The 19062-nt window shown below is 46.0% G+C and carries 9 protein-coding genes; 8 read left to right on the top strand and 1 reads right to left on the bottom strand.

Features of this window, described 5'->3' with window-relative positions; all coding sequences use genetic code 11:
- Window positions 1-65: 65 nt before the first annotated feature.
- The 7 genes from DN752_RS15815 (at window position 66) to DN752_RS15785 (ending at window position 11381) form a co-directional block, all read left to right on the top strand.
- On the top strand, window positions 66-701 hold the full coding sequence (locus DN752_RS15815) for a response regulator (protein WP_112784846.1): 636 nt from the start codon (window positions 66-68) through the stop codon (window positions 699-701).
- Between the two features lie 666 nt (window positions 702-1367).
- Complete coding sequence (locus DN752_RS15810) at window positions 1368-2261, top strand: N-acetylmuramoyl-L-alanine amidase (protein WP_112784845.1); 894 nt, start codon at window positions 1368-1370, stop codon at window positions 2259-2261.
- Window positions 2262-2394: 133 nt separating this feature from the next.
- Window positions 2395-3255 (top strand): BadF/BadG/BcrA/BcrD ATPase family protein, encoded by an 861-nt coding sequence (locus tag DN752_RS15805; protein WP_112784844.1) that lies wholly within the window; start codon window positions 2395-2397, stop codon window positions 3253-3255.
- A gap of 4 nt (window positions 3256-3259) precedes the next feature.
- Window positions 3260-4084 carry an N-acetylmuramic acid 6-phosphate etherase gene (murQ, locus tag DN752_RS15800; RefSeq protein WP_112784843.1) on the top strand — a complete coding sequence of 275 codons (825 nt, stop codon included), beginning with the start codon at window positions 3260-3262 and terminating at the stop codon, window positions 4082-4084.
- Between the two features lie 7 nt (window positions 4085-4091).
- Window positions 4092-5639: a glycoside hydrolase family 10 protein gene (locus tag DN752_RS15795; protein WP_112786578.1), complete on the top strand. Its 1548-nt coding sequence runs from the start codon at window positions 4092-4094 to the stop codon at window positions 5637-5639.
- 59 nt (window positions 5640-5698) lie between these two features.
- Window positions 5699-7135: a sodium:solute symporter gene (locus DN752_RS15790; protein ID WP_112784842.1), complete on the top strand. Its 1437-nt coding sequence runs from the start codon at window positions 5699-5701 to the stop codon at window positions 7133-7135.
- Window positions 7136-7244: 109 nt separating this feature from the next.
- Complete coding sequence (locus DN752_RS15785) at window positions 7245-11381, top strand: AAA family ATPase (RefSeq protein WP_112784841.1); 4137 nt, start codon at window positions 7245-7247, stop codon at window positions 11379-11381.
- Window positions 11382-12076: 695 nt separating this feature from the next.
- On the opposite strand, the gene DN752_RS15780 is transcribed toward DN752_RS15785, so the two are convergent.
- On the bottom strand, window positions 12077-14245 hold the full coding sequence (locus DN752_RS15780) for a bifunctional alpha,alpha-trehalose-phosphate synthase (UDP-forming)/trehalose-phosphatase (RefSeq protein WP_112784840.1): 2169 nt from the start codon (window positions 14243-14245) through the stop codon (window positions 12077-12079).
- A gap of 413 nt (window positions 14246-14658) precedes the next feature.
- Between DN752_RS15780 and dnaE the strand changes: the two genes are divergently transcribed.
- Window positions 14659-18945: a DNA polymerase III subunit alpha gene (gene dnaE, locus DN752_RS15770; protein ID WP_112784838.1), complete on the top strand. Its 4287-nt coding sequence runs from the start codon at window positions 14659-14661 to the stop codon at window positions 18943-18945.
- Window positions 18946-19062 lie beyond the last annotated feature (117 nt).

Below are 19062 nucleotides of genomic sequence, written 5' to 3'. Positions count from 1 at the left end.
ATCGTAAATTAATGTTACTTATTTGCCATAACTATTGAAAAACATCTACCCTAATTTAATTTGTCATGATCAATGTACTGATAGCGGACGACCACCGCATGTTTATCGATGGGCTGAAGGCCATGCTCTGTGACATCCCGGGCATCAAGGTGGTCGGTGAAGCATTGAACGGCAAAGAGGCATTGGATTATTGTGTGGATCAACCCGTGGACATTGTCATCATGGATATCAATATGCCCGTAATGGACGGTGTGGAAGCCACCAAGCAACTTCTAAAATGTCATAAAGCACTGAAAGTACTGGGGCTGAGCATGCATAATGACCGACATTTCATCTCTGACATGCTGAAAACCGGTGCCCAAGGGTACATCCTAAAAAACACGGGTAAAAATGACTTGGTAGAAGCTATACACACCTTGCATTCCGGAGGAACCTACCTAGGGGAAGAGGTCAGCAAGACCCTGCTTACGAGTTTTATGAAGCACCCTGGCAAAACTCCATTCAATGAAAAGCTCTCCGATAGGGAAATGGAAGTCCTTGGCTGCATTGCTAATGGCCTCACCACCCAAGAAATAGGAGATAAGCTCTTTATCAGCAAAAACACCGTAGAAACCCACCGCAAAAACCTTCTCTATAAACTACAAGCCAAAAATACCGCCGAACTGGTCAATAACGCTTACAAAAGAAGATTGATCGGTTGATCCCTGAATATGCATAGGCCTATCTGCGGCACACAGGTATTGCGATGTGAAATTGCTTCAATACTAGTCGTTTTCGTTTTTACATATGCCTGCAACTTATCAAAAGGCTCTTGGTGACTTTTCTTGGAAATAAGCTCAGGTAAATAGCTATAGCAGCTCACTCACCACGGGGATTGCAAACCCTCCACTTACGAGTACCTGATTTCACCCATCTATACGCTCAGGACAGCAATCAGGAACACCTTAATAGCATCAGAAACTCAAAGCTTGACAGTGCTGGAGCAAAGACCCAGCACAACCCAGCCCCCCACCTAAAATGGCAGAAAATGTAAAATCTCATGTCTCATATCTCACATCTCAATACTTACTTATGCTACTACTATCCACCAAATCCCTGTTTTCGGTGAGCCAAAGCCTGCTTTTTTATACGATATTTGTATCTTCAACCCGGTTTATGCAGTAGGAATCGTTATCGCCTGTCCCGATAGCTATCGGGAAGGTTTGAAACTGCAATAAAATCAGGCTGTTTGGAGATTGAGGCATCCGCCGCGGCGGATGGTGATATTGAAAACAGCAGCGCAGCAACTGATTTTGAAGTAGTTTCAGGCCGTAATAGATAGGCTAATGCATATTCCAGGTTCAATACTCACTTAGGAAACCCCTATTATGAATTATAGCAAACACCATACGCTTTTTCTGCTTCCCATACTTGGAATGCTGATCTTTTCGTGCAGCCCTAAACCCTATGCGGATATCAACAAGGCCCACAAAAAGCAGGTAGAGGCACAGGTCGAAAAAATCACCGCTACACCAGCAGTAAAGCAGGACGCCTCCGATACCACACACCTCAACGACCTCTGGGTAGGCACCTCCAACTTTAGCATTAGAAAACCCAACTTTGTCGTCATTCACCATACCGCACAGGATTCACTCGAACAGACCATCTATACGTTCACCATTCCGAGGACACAGGTCAGTTCGCATTATGTCATCAGCAGAGACGGCACCACCGTCCAGATGCTCAATGATTACCTTCGATCGTGGCATGCAGGACGTGGAAAATGGGGGCACGACACCGACCTCAACTCCTCATCACTAGGAATCGAGCTGGACAATAACGGCAGTGAACCCTTTACAGATGCCCAAATCGAAAGCCTCATCAAGCTGCTCAAAAAGATCAAGGAAGATTACAATATCCCTGCGGCCAACTTTATTGGTCACGCTGATCTAGCTCCCGGAAGAAAGGTAGATCCCAGTGTCCACTTTCCGTGGAAAAGGCTGGCAGAGCAAGGCTTTGGGCTTTGGTATGATGATTTTCTCTTAATGGAAATCGACGTTCCTTCAGAGGGAATGGCTTATAAAACAGAAACTGTCATGCTCGAATCTGTTCCTGATTCATTTGATCCTTTGGAAGCGCTGCGGATCGTTGGCTATGACATCAGCGACCCGGATGCTGCCATCCAGTCCTTCAAGCTGCACTTTATCCAAGCCGATATCGACCAAGGGCTAAGCAAGAACGACATCAGGATCCTGCACAACCTTTACAAAAAATACCTGTAAGGACAATCCAGTGATTATGTCAAATCCCTATTTTCAGGGATGCCTCAAGGAGCAAATACCAACATCTTTGTATCAAAAGTGACACGTTGATACAAGGGAAAGTCACCCATTTTGTCAAATTAAACTGATCAATATGCTGTTAATCGCAGATAGTGGATCCACCAAGACCGATTGGAGATTGGTGGATGAAGAGGGAAATACCATCGATGCAGTGCAATGCAAGGGCCTTAACCCTTATTTTTTGACCGAAACTGAGATCGCACAGATCATCAAAAAAGAAGTAGCCCCCATCACCAATGGAGTGGAAAAGGTGATTTTCTATGGTGCAGGTTGTGGCCTTCCTGAGAAAGTCGATCAAGTGAAAAATGCCATCGAGTCAGTATTGCCCATCAAGTACCCCACGGAAGTTTATGGAGACATTCTCGGGGCAGCCAGAAGCCTGCTACAGGGTCAGCAGGGCATTACCTGCATCCTCGGAACAGGAGCCAACTCTTGCGTCTATGATGGACACGGCATCATCGACAATGTCCCTTCACTGGGATACATTTTGGCAGACTGGGGCAGCGGGACAGTCCTCTGCAAAGACCTGATTTCACTCATCCTTCAGGAGAAAATAGACGCTGAAATAAGGGAGGACTTTCATGCCACCTATCCTATGGACCTGCGGCAAATGCTGGATAAAATTTACAATAAACCACAAGCCAACCGATTTTTGGCCTCTTTTACGCCCTTCTTGTTGAAATACGCTCACCATAAGGCCTGTGAAAAGATCCTTAAGGACAACTTCAGAAAATTCTTTGAATATTACGTCTTGGCCTACGATGAAAAACCCCTGTCCAAAGCCATCACCTTCACTGGCTCCATTGCTTACCACTTCAGTGATTTCCTTCACAGCACCGCCGCCGAATACGGATTAGCAATCAATAAAATCGTTCAACACCCTATGAATGGGCTGGTAAAATACCATTGCCAAACAGTGCCCGCTATCAAATAACATCATGTCTGAGCTCAATTCTCTCATTACGGAAACTTCCTCACTTTATGAGGATTTAGAAAAGATGAACGCCAATGAACTTTTGGCAAACATTAATCAAGAAGATCAAAAAGTAGCCACCGCAGTCCAAGCGGCTATTCCGCAAATCGAAAAACTAGTCACAGCAGCCGCTGGTAAAATGGCCAAAGGAGGAAGGCTTTTCTATATCGGTGCTGGCACTTCCGGAAGGCTGGGAATCTTGGATGCCTCCGAAATACCACCTACTTATGGGGCTTCACCGGAACTGGTCTGTGGGCTGATTGCCGGTGGAGACAAGGCCATTCGCCATGCGGTAGAAGGTGCAGAAGACAATCTCGACCAAGCTTGGATGGATCTAAAGGCCCAGCAAATCACCGAAAAGGATATCCTCATTGGCATTGCGGCCTCTGGCAAAACCCCATATGTACTGGGAGGTTTACATACCGCCAAAGCGCACGGAATGCTGACAGGAAGCATCTCCTGCAATACCAATGCCCTGATCTCTACCAAAGCTGACTATCCCATAGAAGTGGAAGTGGGGCCTGAGTTTGTCACGGGGAGTACTCGAATGAAGTCCGGAACTGCCCAAAAGCTTGTCCTGAACATGATCAGCACCAGCCTGATGATTTTGCTCGGCAAGGTGAAAGGCAACAAAATGGTCAATATGCAACTCAGCAACCAAAAACTGGTAAAAAGAGGCATAAGCATGATTCAGGAAGAAATCCCAGAGCTGGACGAAGAAACAGCACTGAACCTATTGACAGCACACGGCTCTGTAAAAAAAGCCATTGAAGCATATCAAAAAACCTAAAACTATCATGACGTTTACCAAGACACGAACTGCGGTATTCTTTTTTATAAGTCTCCTGATCTTTGGGTCGGCAATGGCCCAAGAATCTCCCAAGCGGGAACTACGAGCCGCGTGGATCGCTACGGTCAACAACATCGACTGGCCAAGCCAACCGGGACTTAGCGCAGCTGAGCAGAAAGAAGAATACGTCCAACTTTTGGACACGCTGGCTGCCGCTGGAATGAATGCCATCGTCATGCAAATCCGCCCTACTGCCGACACTTTCTACCCGTCCAGTTATGAACCTTGGTCCGCTTATCTCACGGGCAAACAAGCAACTCCGCCCAAACCCTATTACAACCCATTGGCCTTTATGATCGATGAGGCAAAAAAAAGGAACTTGGAATTCCATGCTTGGTTTAATCCCTACAGGGCTTCCAACAGTCCTGATTTTGTCCCTTCGGCCGAGCACCCTTTGGTAAAACACCCAGACTGGTTTGTGCAGTACGGTGGGAAGTGGTATTACGATCCCGGTATTCCAGAAGCACAGGAGTTTGTCCTGCAGTCCATCATTGAAGTGGTCAAGCACTATGACCTTGATGCGGTTCACTTTGACGATTATTTCTATCCTTACAAAATAGCGGGAGAAAATTTCCCCGACAGCGGGTCTTTTGCTCAATATGGCAAACGATTTACGGACATTGGAGAATGGAGAAGACATAATGTGGACTACTTTGTCGAAGAACTTTCCAAGAGGATCAAAGCAGAAAAACCCTTCGTAAAATTCGGTATCAGCCCATTTGGGGTATGGCGTAACGACGATGTAGATCCCAGAGGATCCGCCACCAAAGCTGGACAGACCAACTATGACGACCTCTACGCGGACGTCCTCAAATGGCTAAAAGAAGGCTGGATCGATTATGTGACACCACAAATCTACTGGCATATAGGATTTGAACTGGCCGAATACAAAACCTTGGTAGCCTGGTGGGCAGAAAACAGCTATGATCGCCACGTTTATATCGGCCAAGGGATCTATCGTGTGGGACAGAAAGGCTGGGAAGACCACCAAGAAGTGGTCAATCAAATCCAGTACAACAGAAATTTCCCTATCGTAAAAGGAAGCATGTTCTTCAGTGCCAAGACCATTGTCCAAAACAAGGAAAACGTCAATTCCCAATTGGAGAAAGTTTATCCCCATCCTTCCCTCCCTCCCATCATGCCCTGGATCAGCCAATCCGCCCCTTCTGCTCCTGATCACATCACGGCGACAGGCAGCCCTGAAACGGGGATCATCCTGAATTGGCAGGAAAGCTTAAAGGAAGATGCCAGTTATTTTGTAATTTACCGATGCGAAAAGGAAGGAGCCTTGGACCTCAATAATCCGGCGCAAATCATCGCCAAAGTACCCAAGTCTCCATACGCCCTGCAAAACTGGAAAGACACGACTATTCAGAAACGGAGTACTTATCATTATGGCATCACCGCCGTGGACAGGCTTCATAATGAAAGCGTGCTATCCCCAATCATCACCGTTGACACCAAGGGTAAAAGAAAGCAGGTTAAGGGAGAGTAAAAAATCATGATTAGCATAAAGAACAAAGAGTAAAGTGTCAAAACAAATAATGCATTCCCATGAGCCAATCACTCGTATTCATCGTCATCTCATCTTACTTCTTGCTGCTTCTCTTGATCAGTTACCTGACCTCGAGAAAAACAGATGACCTGACGTTTTATACTGCCAACAGGCAATCACCTTGGTATCTGGTGGCATTTGGCATGGTGGGGGCATCACTTTCTGGGGTGACCTTTATCTCTGTCCCTGGCGAAGTAGGTAATTCTTCCTGGAATTACCTGCAATTTGTCATGGGGAATATGGTCGGGTATGCAGTGATCGCCATGATATTGATCCCGCTCTTCTACCGGCTCAATCTCATCTCAATATATGAGTACCTCCGGGATAGATTTGGCCCAAAGGCTTACCTCTCAGGATCGGTGATCTTCTTGGTTTCCCAAACGATCGGAGCATCTTTTCGGCTATTTCTGGCCGCTACAGTCCTACAGTTGGCTTTTTTTGATGCCTATAACATCCCCTTCTTTGTGACCGTACTGACCACTGCCACGTTGATATGGATCTACACCTACAAAGGCGGCATCAAGACCATCGTATGGACGGACACCCTACAGACGACTTTTCTGTTGCTGGCCGTCATCATCAGCATCGTGATCATCAGCCAGCAGCTAGACCTCAATATAAGTGAGCTCACGAATGTCATCGAGGAAAGCCCCCTCTCGACGGTATTTGAATGGGATCCACTGTCCAATAAGAACTTCTTTAAGATGTTTTTTGCCGGTGTTTTTATCACCATCACCATGAACGGACTGGATCAAAATGTCATGCAAAAAAACCTTACCTGCAAAGACCAAAAAGAAGCCAAAAAGAATATCCTGTGGTTTTCGATCAGCTTCTTTATTTCCAACCTCTTTTTCCTATCCCTAGGAGTCTTGCTGTACTACTTTGCCGCCCAAAACAACATTGCCCTTCCAGAGAGCACGGATGAGCTTTACCCTTTCCTTGCTTTGGATCATTTTGGTACGTTGGCCGGCATTACCTTTCTGCTTGGAATTATCGCCGCAGCCTTTTCCAGTGCTGATTCAGCCTTGACGGCACTGACCACGTCCTTCTGTGTAGACCTCCTACAATTGCCCACCAAGAAACACCTCAACCAAAAAGTCACCCGCCTAAAAGTCCATATCGGATTTACGGTGCTGATCTTCGTGGTTATTGTGGTGTTTGACCTGCTCAATAACAGTAGCGTGGTGAGTGCTGTATTCAAAGCAGCAGGATTTACTTACGGGCCATTGCTGGGACTATTTGCCTTTGGCCTCTCCAATAAATTAAAGGTAAAAGACAAATGGGTGCCCTTCATCTGCCTCTCCTCCCCAGTGATCTGTTATATTTTGGACAGCCATTCGGTGGAGTGGTTTGGCGGCTATCAATTTGGTTTTGAAATCCTCTTGGTCAATGGTGCACTTACTTATTTGGGACTATTACTGGCAATGAAAAAGTAAAAGACCTAAATTGACTGTTCAAAAAGATCACTTGATTGATACAAACGACAGTAAAACCAAAAGTCATTCACATTAGCCGATGATGTCAAAATAATCCCCCTTTCACACCATGCCCTATCCAGCTGCCTCCTCCATTTCACTCATCACCCACCACCCGGAGCTCGCCAAAAAACTGGATGGATTCATTAAGCAGCCGTTACAATCTGGGCCATCCTCCCCATGTGGACTTATCATTACGGGGCCCTCAGGGGTAGGAAAGACCCATTTGGTGGAGCAATATTTGAACTTATACAAAAAAGACTACTTGCTGATCCCCATCAGCCACCTCCAACAACAGCGCTACATCCCCTATGCCGGGATCAAAATCGGGATAGGAGAGTTTTTGCGAAAAGTATACAAGGAAATGGCTCCCGAGCAGTCCGAAGCCTTCTCCAGTCAGCTCAAAAAGAAACTTGGTGAGCACTTCCCGCTCCTTTTTGATTATATTCCTGAGCTGACCTTACTGATCGGCAAAGACACTACGCCCCCCAACTCCCCAACGCCAAAAGTAGAAAACCAACTTTACTCACTTTTCAGTGTCCTGTTTGGTTTTTTAAGTGACTTTTTGGGCAAACCGCTGTTGATTTTTATTGACAATATGCAATGGATGGATGGCTCCAGTGTAAACCTACTGCATTTTCTTTTGCTTCGTCTATCCCCCAAACAGCTCCGTCTGATCGGTGCCAGCAGGGATTCCAAGACGGCTATTTTGAGGGTAAACCAGCTGATGGAATGGTTGAATTTTGAGACCAAAAACCTTGAGATCATCCCATTGTACGGACTACGGACGGAACAAACCAATGCTTTTCTTGAAGAAATCATGGGGGCCCCTGTCACTGCTTCTCTTCACCAATTGTTCCACGAACTATGTGAAGGAAACCCAAGTCACATGCAGGTACTAGCAGAAAGTCTCAAGGCAGAAAAATTGATTGGACTAAGCCATGGCATATGGTCAGGAGACATTGCAAAAATTCAAGAACGATTTAACGGACAAAGTAGCCGTGACGTCCTTTGGGGCAGGTTAAAGGCACTCAGTAGCCCTACAAGAAACTTGCTCACGTGGCTATCGTGTATCGGTAGCTATAACAAGCAAGTGCTGCTTTCTCTATTTAAAAACAATGAACACCTCCTTCTAAAAAGCCTTCAAGAAGCCTTGGAGACAGGCTTGCTCACCATGCAAGACGGTGATTTCAGGTTTTCCGAAACCTACATTGGCGAAGTGATCTATGAAGGCATTCCGCTCACAGAAAAAGTCCATCTCCACTATCTTATTGGCAAAGACATCCTCCAGAAGGAATTTTCCCAGCTCAGTAATACCGAAAAAGTCTTGGCCGCCCAGCACCTCAACCAGTCACTTGACCTAGTCAAAGAAAAAGACGATATCCTACTCTGCGCAAAGCTCAATCTGCAGGTAGGAAAGCTGCAAAAACAGGACAATGGCTTCGACCAAGCCAGGCATTTTCTGAAAACCAGTTCCGACCTTTTTAAGCTCCTTTCTTGGGAAACTATCAAAGACCTTTATTGGGAAACCAATATGGAAAGGGCAAAAGTGGAGTATTACCTTGGTGAATATGACTTGGCAGAAATCCACCTTGACCATTTGCTGGAAAGGCTACTTGACCCAAGAAAAAGAGCCGAAAGTTACATCCTTAAAATCACCATCAATAACCACCTTGGGAGATACCGAAAAGTAGTCTCTATCCTTCAAGAAGCACTTTCCGAGCTTGGACTTACCCTCCCCACCGAAGAGGCCAATATCCAAGCCGCCAACATCCACCTGAGTCAAGAAATAGCTATCACAAAGGAGCCCAGCAACAATTCTCATGAAGACCCTACAAATCAACACTTTATCCTAAAACTGCTGTATGTTGGTGGGATGGCCCTCCACCACACTGCTGACACTTTGATGATCTGGGCAGCCTTACAAATCATCAGCAGGGCTCAAAATAGCAAAGACGAAGGGGTAAAAGCCATTGGTTATGTGAGTTATGGCAGAATGAACATCATCGCCAATAATATTGACCAGGGCTATCAGCTCGGAGTGAAAGGACTTCACATCAACCAAAGCTTAGAGGACATGCAGTACCGGTGTAGGGTTTTTGGGGTGTTTGCATTTTATATCCAGCCATGGAAAAAAGCCTTTGAGCATAGTGTCCCCCTGCTAAATGAAGGAATGGACGCGGGACGAAAAGCGGGAGATCTCATTGGTCTGTACATTCTCAAAACCCACCTTTTCAACCTGCATTTTCTTTCAGGAAGCCCAATACGCTCCTTGCTTGATTTCACCTTTGAGGAATCCTATCCCGGCATGGAGCTGACCTACTACATCACCCATTACCAAAAAAGTCTCATTCGGTATTTGACAGGTGAACGTACGTTCTTCTCCATTCCTCGACAACAGCCCAGTTGGTTGGCGGCCAAGCTCACCATTCAAGAAGAACGTTTTTACCGTAATCATGTGTGGGCGAGATATTACTTCCTTTTTGGGCATTATGAGCAAGCTGCCCGGTGCGCCAAAGAAGCCAATGCCAATCGCAAACTTCAGGAAGGCTCCCCTTTGGTTCCTGCCAATTTAGTACTATTGTTCCTCTCAATCACCCAAAATTGGCATAACCTTCCGCTTGATGAAGCCCCAGACCACCTTGAAGCACTCGAAGAAATCCGAACGGATTGTGCCCTTTGGCACCTCCATGCACCAGAAAACTACGCCTCTACTTATTGGCTGCTTAATGCGGAGTGGGCTAGAATACATGGCGATCAAATGGATGCTGTTTCGAAACAATATCAAAATGCTATCCATGAAGCCAGGGAAAACCATTATGACCTAGCGCTGGCAAATGAACTGTTCGCCAAATACCTGCTGAGCAAATCAGAAAAAACTGCTGCCCTCAAGCATCTCAAAGCATCCATCAAAGCTTATAAGGAATGGGAAGGGGTGGCTAAGGAACAGCAATTGAACCAGCAATACCAAATACTGCTGAATAATCACTCCAAAAACCTCCAGCCCAATATCGAAACGGTACTGAGGGAGCTGAGCGGGGACCTAGAGCTAGACCCTCTTTCCAAGAAGCTGATGGTGCTTTTGATGAGGATCTCCGGAACAGACAGAACAGGCATAGAGTGGATTGAAAACAATGGCGACATTATCGATCAAAAATCCCTGCACCTACTTCCCAAAAGCGGTAAAGCAGCTCCTCTTCCGTCAGGATTAATGCTCATGTGCCACCGTACTCAGTCTCCGCTCATCGTAAATGACCTATCAAAAGAAAGTAGTTTCTCGGAAATCGCTGCGTTAAAAAATAGCGGTGTGCAGTCATTCCTTATCCAGCCCATAAACATCAACGGCTACCTCTCCATGGTGATCTACCTAGAAAACAGTCAGACAGAAGATCACTTTTCGGAAGACTTGGCTAGCTGGATTCGTATCATCGCCAACCAAGGCGGAATGATCATAGAAAATGCCCGAACGCACGAAAAAACGCTCCTGCTCAACCAAGAGATCAGAAAAGAAATAGAAGAGAAAAAGCAACTGGTATCTTTCATCGAACAACAAAAAAACAATCACCTCAAGGACCTCATCCAAACACAGGAAGACGAAAGAAAGCGCATCGCAGGTGACCTGCATGACAGCCTAGGGTCACTGCTGTCCACTATAAAAATCCAACTTCAAGGCTTACAGAATCTCCAGTCTCCCCACATCAAAGGCCACCAAGACACCCTCCGGAAAATGGATGAAGCCATTGAAGAAGTAAGGAGAATCGCACACAATATGTCCCCGGTATCGCTACGGCGCTTTGGGCTTCCTTCCGCATTACAAACCTTAGTGGAGCAAATCAATGTGAGTGGTCAAATTCAGGGAGAACTACAAATACTGGGAATGGAGGAGCGATTAGCTGAGCAAATAGAACTCACCATCTACCGCATCTGCCAAGAACTCGTCCAAAACACCCTAAAACATGCCCAAGCCTCCCGTCTACATTTACAGCTTATCCATCACGGGGACTCACTCAATATCACGATAGAAGATAACGGACTTGGCATGGACCAACAAAAAGTCACCAGTGGCTTCGGACTACTGGGGATAGAAGCTAAAGTGCAGATGCTCAATGGAACATTCGACATCGAAAGCCGACCGGGAAAAGGCTGCTTGGTGGTAATCGACATTCCGCTAGGGATACCTTCAGAAAAGAAAACGACGGGAGAATAAACCCAAAATCCAGGACGTAAGGAAAGTAACGTAAAGTAGTTACCTTATTAGACAACCACATTAGGCACATAGGAGGGCACAATAGGGGGATTCTGTAACCCCGTTGTTCCTACAGCACAGCTGTCGGAACAACTAGCATAGAGTTTTTAACTCAAAACTATTGTCGCCCAAGCAAAGGTGTTGCTATCGAAGGAAATTCGTCAAAATACCCCCAACCCCCTAAAGGGGACTTTCTGATCAGCTCTGCAGAGGACGGGGATAGTGTTAGGGAATCGAAAAACATCCTCTTTTCGTTTAAACCCGGAATATGCATTAGCCTATCTGTTGCGACCTGAAACTGCTTCAAAATCAGTCGTACGACAGTAACTCATAACCGCTTATTCGGCGGTTTCATGAAAAGCTTGGCTCGAAGTATCACCAAACTTTTACCGTAAGCTTAAGAGCATCATGCCGTAGGTATGAAAGCTTGGTAACAGCCGCATCCACCAGCCATCTGCAATGTGCCGTAGGTACATCACATCTGAGCACCCGGCAATCTGAGTCCGATAATAAATTCAGCGCAAACCTTAATCATCTGCGTCCTATCAGAACGCACAAACGTATAAAAAAACAAGTTGACCCGAGAAAATAAGCCTTTTCCCAGATCAACTTACAATTAATTATGCTGACTATCCGATGACTTTATACTTGAAATATCAAGTCAGCTTATTCAATAAATACCTCACCTCTTTTGGGCTCTTGATATTGTAATTGGCCTTGGTATAGCTGTAGCCAACACGGATGCTGAATGCACCTTCAGGCATTGCTTGGAAGGTATCCTCATCGGTCCAGTCGTCTCCAATCGCCAAGATAAAATCATAACTATTTCCTTTCATGAAAGCAGTGGCTGCCCGTCCTTTATTGATGTCAGGACGCTTGATTTCCAACACCTTGTTTCCTTCCAGCACTTGCAGGTTATGTCCTCTGGCCATGTATTTCAAGTGGCTGAACAGCTCCCTCATTCTCAGGTCACCGAGTCCGCTTTCCACTTTGCGATAATGCCAAACCAAGGAATGGTGCTTTTCTTCAATATGTGCTCCCGGAGTACGCTGGACATAATATTCCATCACAGACCTGATATCCGGCTTCCAATGATCATCTATGTCGGCATACAGTTCCCAATCTTTTCCACCATTGATCTTCAGCCACACACCATGCTCGGCAATAATATCCACTTTTTGTCCTTTAAACCATTTGCCAAGGGTTTCCTTATCCCTGCCGCTGATGACCACCACTTGGGATTTTTTGGACAGTCTACTCACCAGGCTTTTCAATTCTTCATCAGGACTTGCTTCTTCAGGCTTGCCCTTAAACCCGACCAATGTACCATCATAATCCAAGAACAAAATTGGCTTCTTGGCCTTTTTGAAATGCTCGTGCAGTTCACTGATGACATCGGCGTCCACTTCTTTTGACTGCAGGTCGAGTTGCTTTTGTTTTACATACTGTAGGCGATCCATAAAGACGGTCACCCACTGGAACACATCATAGCGCTGGATGGTCTCCTGCATGGATAGGATTCTGGCCCGCTGTTCTTTTTCGGGCATGGTGATGGCCTGCTTGATTGCATCCGCCACCCCTTTGTTGTCGTTGGGATTGACCAAAATGGCATCCTGAAGTTCCTTGCTGGCTCCGGCCATTTCAGAAAGGATCAATACGCCTTTTTTATCCACTTTGCTGGCCACAAACTCCTTGCACACCAAGTTCATCCCATCCCGTAATGGGGTCACCAAGGCAATGTCAGACATTGAGTAGAAGGCTATCAGCTCCTCAAATGGAAAACTCCTATAGAAATAATGAATCGGCACCCAGTTCAGGGTAGAATAATCACTGTTAATTCGCCCTACCAATGTATCTATTTCCTCCTTCAGGCGCTGATAAGACTTCACCTTGTCACGTGATGGCACCACCACCATGATCATGGACACCTTGCCGTGATACTCGGGATTCTCTTCCAGAAACCTGTCAAAGGCCTCGATCCGTTTTGGGATCCCCTTGGAATAGTCCAAGCGATCTATCGAAAGCAGTAGCTTCTGATCGCCGAGCAATTCCAAATATTTATTGGCGATATTTTGGGTCTTTTGCGATTTGGCGGATTTGGCAAATTTGTCATAATCGATTCCCATTGGGAAGCTATCCACATTGATGAGTCGATTTTCGGCTTGGATATAGCCACTCTCATTGGACAAGCCCATGATCCGGCCCACTGCACTTAGAAAGTGCCTCATGTCATCATACGTATGAAATCCGATCAGGTCTGCGCCACACATGCCAGACAAAATCTCATGTCTCCACGGCAACATCCTCACGACCTCGTAAGAAGGAAAAGGAATGTGTTGGAAAAAAGCAATGGTGGCATTGGGCAGCTTCTCGCGCAGCATCTGGGGCAAAAGCAGCAGCTGGTAATCATGTACCCAGATGGTATCGTCCGGGTCTGCTTTCTTCATGATTGCATCACAAAACATCCTGTTTACCCGTACATAGGCCTCCCAGTGCTCCTCATCGTAATTGATGTTTTGGGTAAAATAATGAAATGCAGGCCAAAGTGTCTCGTTACTAAAACCTTCATAAAACTGTTCAATATCTTGTCTGGTCAAAAAAACGGGCGCCATCTTCAGCTCATGTAGCTCAATGATGATTTCCGCTCGTTGCTCGGGATCCTCTACGTCATTGCCAGGCCACCCGATCCAAATATTCTCTCCTTCTTGATAAATAGACCCTAGACCGGTGGCCAGCCCTCCTGCGCTAGGTTTAAATTCAAATTTCCCGTTTTTATGCCGTAAACTAACAGGTAGCCTGTTAGAAACAATAATTGTTTTTCCCATAATTATCTTGTGGTTTTATTAAAAAGAAGAGAAGACAAACTTTATTTTGGTGTGATTTTGACAAAGTATCCGTCTAAAATTTTACACTTCAATATAATGAAAATTCAGGAAAGAAAAAAGCCCATCTCCTATCAAACATCCCTGAAAAACCCGACGTTGCAGCCTGTTTTGAGTAATATCTGTTTGTTGTGGTATTGTTCTTTGGCCGGATAATCAATAAGTAAGAATACCCTGAGGCGAAGTGGAACCATAAGTACAAAGTAGCCAAAAGCTGAAGGACAATCTTTCAATTTGTACTTTTCAAATTTTTCAACCACTCAAAATACTGGGACAATTACCGTCTTCCCACTGGCAGATTCAAAAGTTTAAGCTTAATTTAGATTCCCCAAATCCTAAAAATCCAAGGAGTCCTTATGTACATTATTTTTGATACCGAAACCACTGGTTTACCCAGGAACTACAATGCCCCCATCACCGATCTGGACAACTGGCCACGGCTCGTACAGCTGGCTTGGCAGCTCCATGATGAGCGGGGCAAACTGATTTCCAACCAAAACTATATTGTCAAGCCTGAAGGTTTTACCATTCCTTATAATGCCGAAAAAGTCCATGGCATCTCCACGGACCGCGCATTGAAAGAAGGCCATGACCTAAAGAAGGTATTGGAAATCTTCCACAAGGATGTAGAAAAAGCCACCTATCTGGTCGGCCACAATATCGGTTTTGACATCAATGTCTGCGGTGCGGAGTTTTTGAGAGTGGACCTGCCCATGCAACTACTCGAAAAGCAGGAACTGGACACCAAGGACATTTCCACTGATTTCTGCGCCATCCCCGGAGGCAAAGGTGGTAAATACAAATGGCCAACACTGACAGAGCTCCATCAAAAACTCTTCGGAGTGGGATTTGAGGATGCCCACGATGCCGCTTATGACGTGGACGCAACAGCCAAGTGCTTCTTTGGACTGATCACTGCCGAGGTACAGCCTCCCGTAGATGGCCTTACGGTGGAAGATGTCATCTACGAACCACCAAAACTCGACGCTGCCAACTTTGCCGCTGCTAAGGACCAACAGAAGGAAGCTGCCCAAGATGTCATCAAGCAAGCGAGAAAAGCAGACATCACCAACCTAGTGGACATCCCTTTCAGCCACCTCCATGTCCACACCCAATACTCCATCCTGCAGGCCACCTCAGAAATCCCTGCAATGGTCGCCAGGGCCAAGGAATTCAATATGCCCGCCATTGCGATGACGGATCACGGCAATATGATGGCTGCTTTCCATTTTGTAAAAGAAGCCATGTCAAACGACATCAAGCCAGTAGTGGGCTGTGAATTTAACATCTGCCGGGATCATCAAAACAAGTCCCAAAAAGACGGAGGCTTCCAGACGGTCTTGCTTGCCAAAAACAAAGCGGGCTATCACAACTTAGCCAAATTGGCTTCATTTGCCTACACGCAAGGCTTTTATTATTTGCCTAGGATTGACAAGGAACTATTGGTCCAATACAAAGGAGACATCATCGCTACTACCGGTGGACTTTGGGGAGAAATCCCGTTCCTTATCCTGAACGTCGGCGAAACACAAGCCGAAGAAGCTTTTGTATGGTGGAAAGAGCAGTTTGGAGAGGACTTTTACGTCGAACTGAACCGTCACGGAATCCCCGAAGAAGAAAAAGTAAACGAAGTCCTATTGCGCTTTGCCCAAAAATACGATGTCAAGTATTTCGCAGCCAATAGTACCTATTACAACACCAAAAATGACGCCAAGGCCCACGACATCCTTCTCTGCGTAAAAGATGGGGAGAAAGTCGATAAGCCGAAAAGGTACATAGGCAAAAAAGGCCGGGAATTCCGCTACGGTTTCCCTAACGAGGAGTTCTATATCAAGACACCCGAAGAGATGAAAAAGCTCTTCGCCGATCTCCCCGAAGCCATCGAGTGCACCAATGAAATCATCGAAAAGGTAGAGGCCTACAAGCTGGAAAGGGATGTTTTACTTCCCAAGTTCAACATTCCAGAGCGGTTCCAAGACCCACAAGATGATGAAGACGGTGGCAAGCGTGGGGAAAATGCCTTCTTGCGCCACCTCACTTATGAAGGAGCCAAGAGGCGCTATCCAGAGATCACGGAAGAAATCAGGGAACGGCTGGATTTTGAACTTTCTATTATTGCAAACACTGGTTACCCTGGGTACTTCCTGATCGTACAGGATTTTACCACAGCAGCACGTGAAATGGGCGTATCTGTGGGGCCAGGCAGGGGATCTGCCGCCGGCTCTGCGGTAGCCTACTGTATCGGTATTACCAATGTGGATCCAATCGCCTACGATCTCCTTTTTGAGAGATTCCTTAATCCAGACAGGGTTTCCCTCCCCGATATTGATATTGACTTTGATGACCATGGCCGTCAAAAAGTCATCGATTATGTGATCGAGAAATATGGTGCCAATCAGGTGGCCCAGATCATCACTTATGGTACCATGGCAGCCAAATCGGCCATCCGTGATACCGCGAGAGCTTTGGACCTGCCCTTGTCGGATGCGGATCGCCTTGCCAAGCTAGTGCCAGACATCAAGCTAAAAGCACTCTTTGGACTGGCCAATGACCGCGCTAAACTGGCCGACAAGCTTAAGAACAATTCGGAGAACATCGACAAAGCCTACGAGCTGATCAATATCTCCAAGGGCAATGACGACCTGTCCAAAACCATCAACCAAGCCAAAATCCTGGAAGGCTCTGTAAGAAACACAGGGATCCACGCTTGTGGGGTCATCATCACGCCAGATGATATTACCAATTTCGTCCCAGTAGCGCTGGCGAAAGATTCGGACATGTACTGCACGCAGTTTGACAACTCCGTGGTGGAGAATGCCGGCCTGTTGAAAATGGACTTCTTAGGGCTCAAAACCCTCACCCTGATCAAAGATGCCATTCGCATCGTCAAGGAGCGTCACGGTGTGGAACTGGATCCAGAAAACTTCCCCATAGATGACACGGAAACGTATGAGCTTTTCCAGCGTGGCGAAACGGTAGGGATATTCCAGTATGAATCCCCCGGCATGCAGAAATACATGCGTGAGCTAAAGCCAACGGTGTTTGCTGACTTGATAGCCATGAACGCACTCTATCGCCCAGGACCATTGGAATACATCCCAAGCTTTATCAAAAGAAAGCACGGCCTGGAACCCATCGCCTACGATCTCGATGATATGGAGGAATATCTCCAAGAAACCTACGGGATTACGGTGTACCAGGAACAGGTGATGTTGCTCTCCCAAAAGCTGGCAGGATTTACCAAGGGTGAGGCCGATGTGCTGCGTAAGGCCATGGGTAAAAAGCTCCGCGATGTACTGGACAAAATGAAGCCTAAATTTGTCAACCAAGCCGCTGAAAAAGGCCATGACAAAACCAAGCTGGAAAAGATCTGGAAAGACTGGGAAGCCTTTGCCTCCTATGCCTTTAACAAGTCCCACTCCACCTGCTATGCTTGGGTAGCCTATCAAACAGCCTACCTAAAAGCCCACTACCCCGCCGAATACATGGCGTCCGTACTGAGCAATAACATGAATGACATCACCCAAGTCACCTTCTTCATGGAAGAGTGTAAACGCATGGGGATAGAAGTACTGGGACCAGATGTGAATGAGTCCAAAGATGGCTTTACGGTAAATAAGGAAGGCCAAATTCGATTTGGCTTGGCGGCAATCAAAGGAGCGGGTGGTGCAGCCGTTCACTCGGTCATTGAAGAGCGGGCAGAAAATGGCCCTTATAAGGACATATTTGATTTTACCCAACGTATAAACTTGCGCTCTGTCAATAAAAAAACGTTGGAATCACTGGCCATGGCCGGAGGCTTTGACTGTTTCCCTGACCACCATAGGCGGCAATACTTGGAGGCTGCCGAAAATGACGCTACCCTGATCGAAAAAGCAGTCAAATACGCCCAAAAGAAGGCCCAGGAAGCCGAAAGCTCCCAGGTTTCCCTCTTTGGAGGTGGTGCTGGAATGGAAGTTATGATGCCTAGCATCACTCCGATAGAGCCATTTAGCCAACTGCAACAATTAAATATTGAAAAAGAAGTCGTTGGGCTTTATATTTCTGGCCACCCATTGGATCAATTTAAGGTAGAATTTGACTCGTTCACCAACACGCCCTTGTCCGAATTCTCCAATACGGATGCACTGAAAGCCAAAGGTGAAATTAAAGCTGCCGGAGTAGTCACGTCCTTTGCCCATCGTACCACCAAAAACGGCAACCCTTTTGGCACATTGACCCTAGAGGACTATAACGGTGGCCATACGTTCTTTCTATTTGGTGAAGACTACATCAAATACAAAGAGTATTTCATGACTGGATGGTTCTTATACTTCACAGGAAGTGTGCAGGGCAAACGCTGGAATCCCGACGAACTGGAATTTAAAGTTGGAAATATGATGCTGCTCAATGAAGTCCGTGGAAAAATGGTCAAAGGACTAAGGGTAAACATCAACCTGGATGACCTTACAATCGACCTGATGGAGAGGCTGGAAGCCATTACTTCCAAGTACAAAGGTGAAGCCAAGCTCTTTATCAATGTAACAGATGTCAAAGAGAAGATTGCCGTGGACCTTAGATCTACTAAATTTTTGATCGATCCATCACAAGATATGATCAATGAATTGGAGAACATCCCTGAGCTAGCGTACAAAATCCTCTAACACAAGGGCTTTAGCACAGGAATCTAAAATAATTTCCTCATTAAGGAACTAAATAAATCCTAAAATACTTTAGAATATTATATTTGAGGAAATTTGAAACTTAAAACACACAATAAA

The sequence above is a fragment of the Echinicola strongylocentroti genome, from assembly GCF_003260975.1.
Taxonomy (GTDB): Bacteria; Bacteroidota; Bacteroidia; order Cytophagales; family Cyclobacteriaceae; genus Echinicola; species Echinicola strongylocentroti.
Note: the sequence above shows the minus strand (reverse complement) of the source record. Positions and strands in the feature narration are given on the sequence as shown.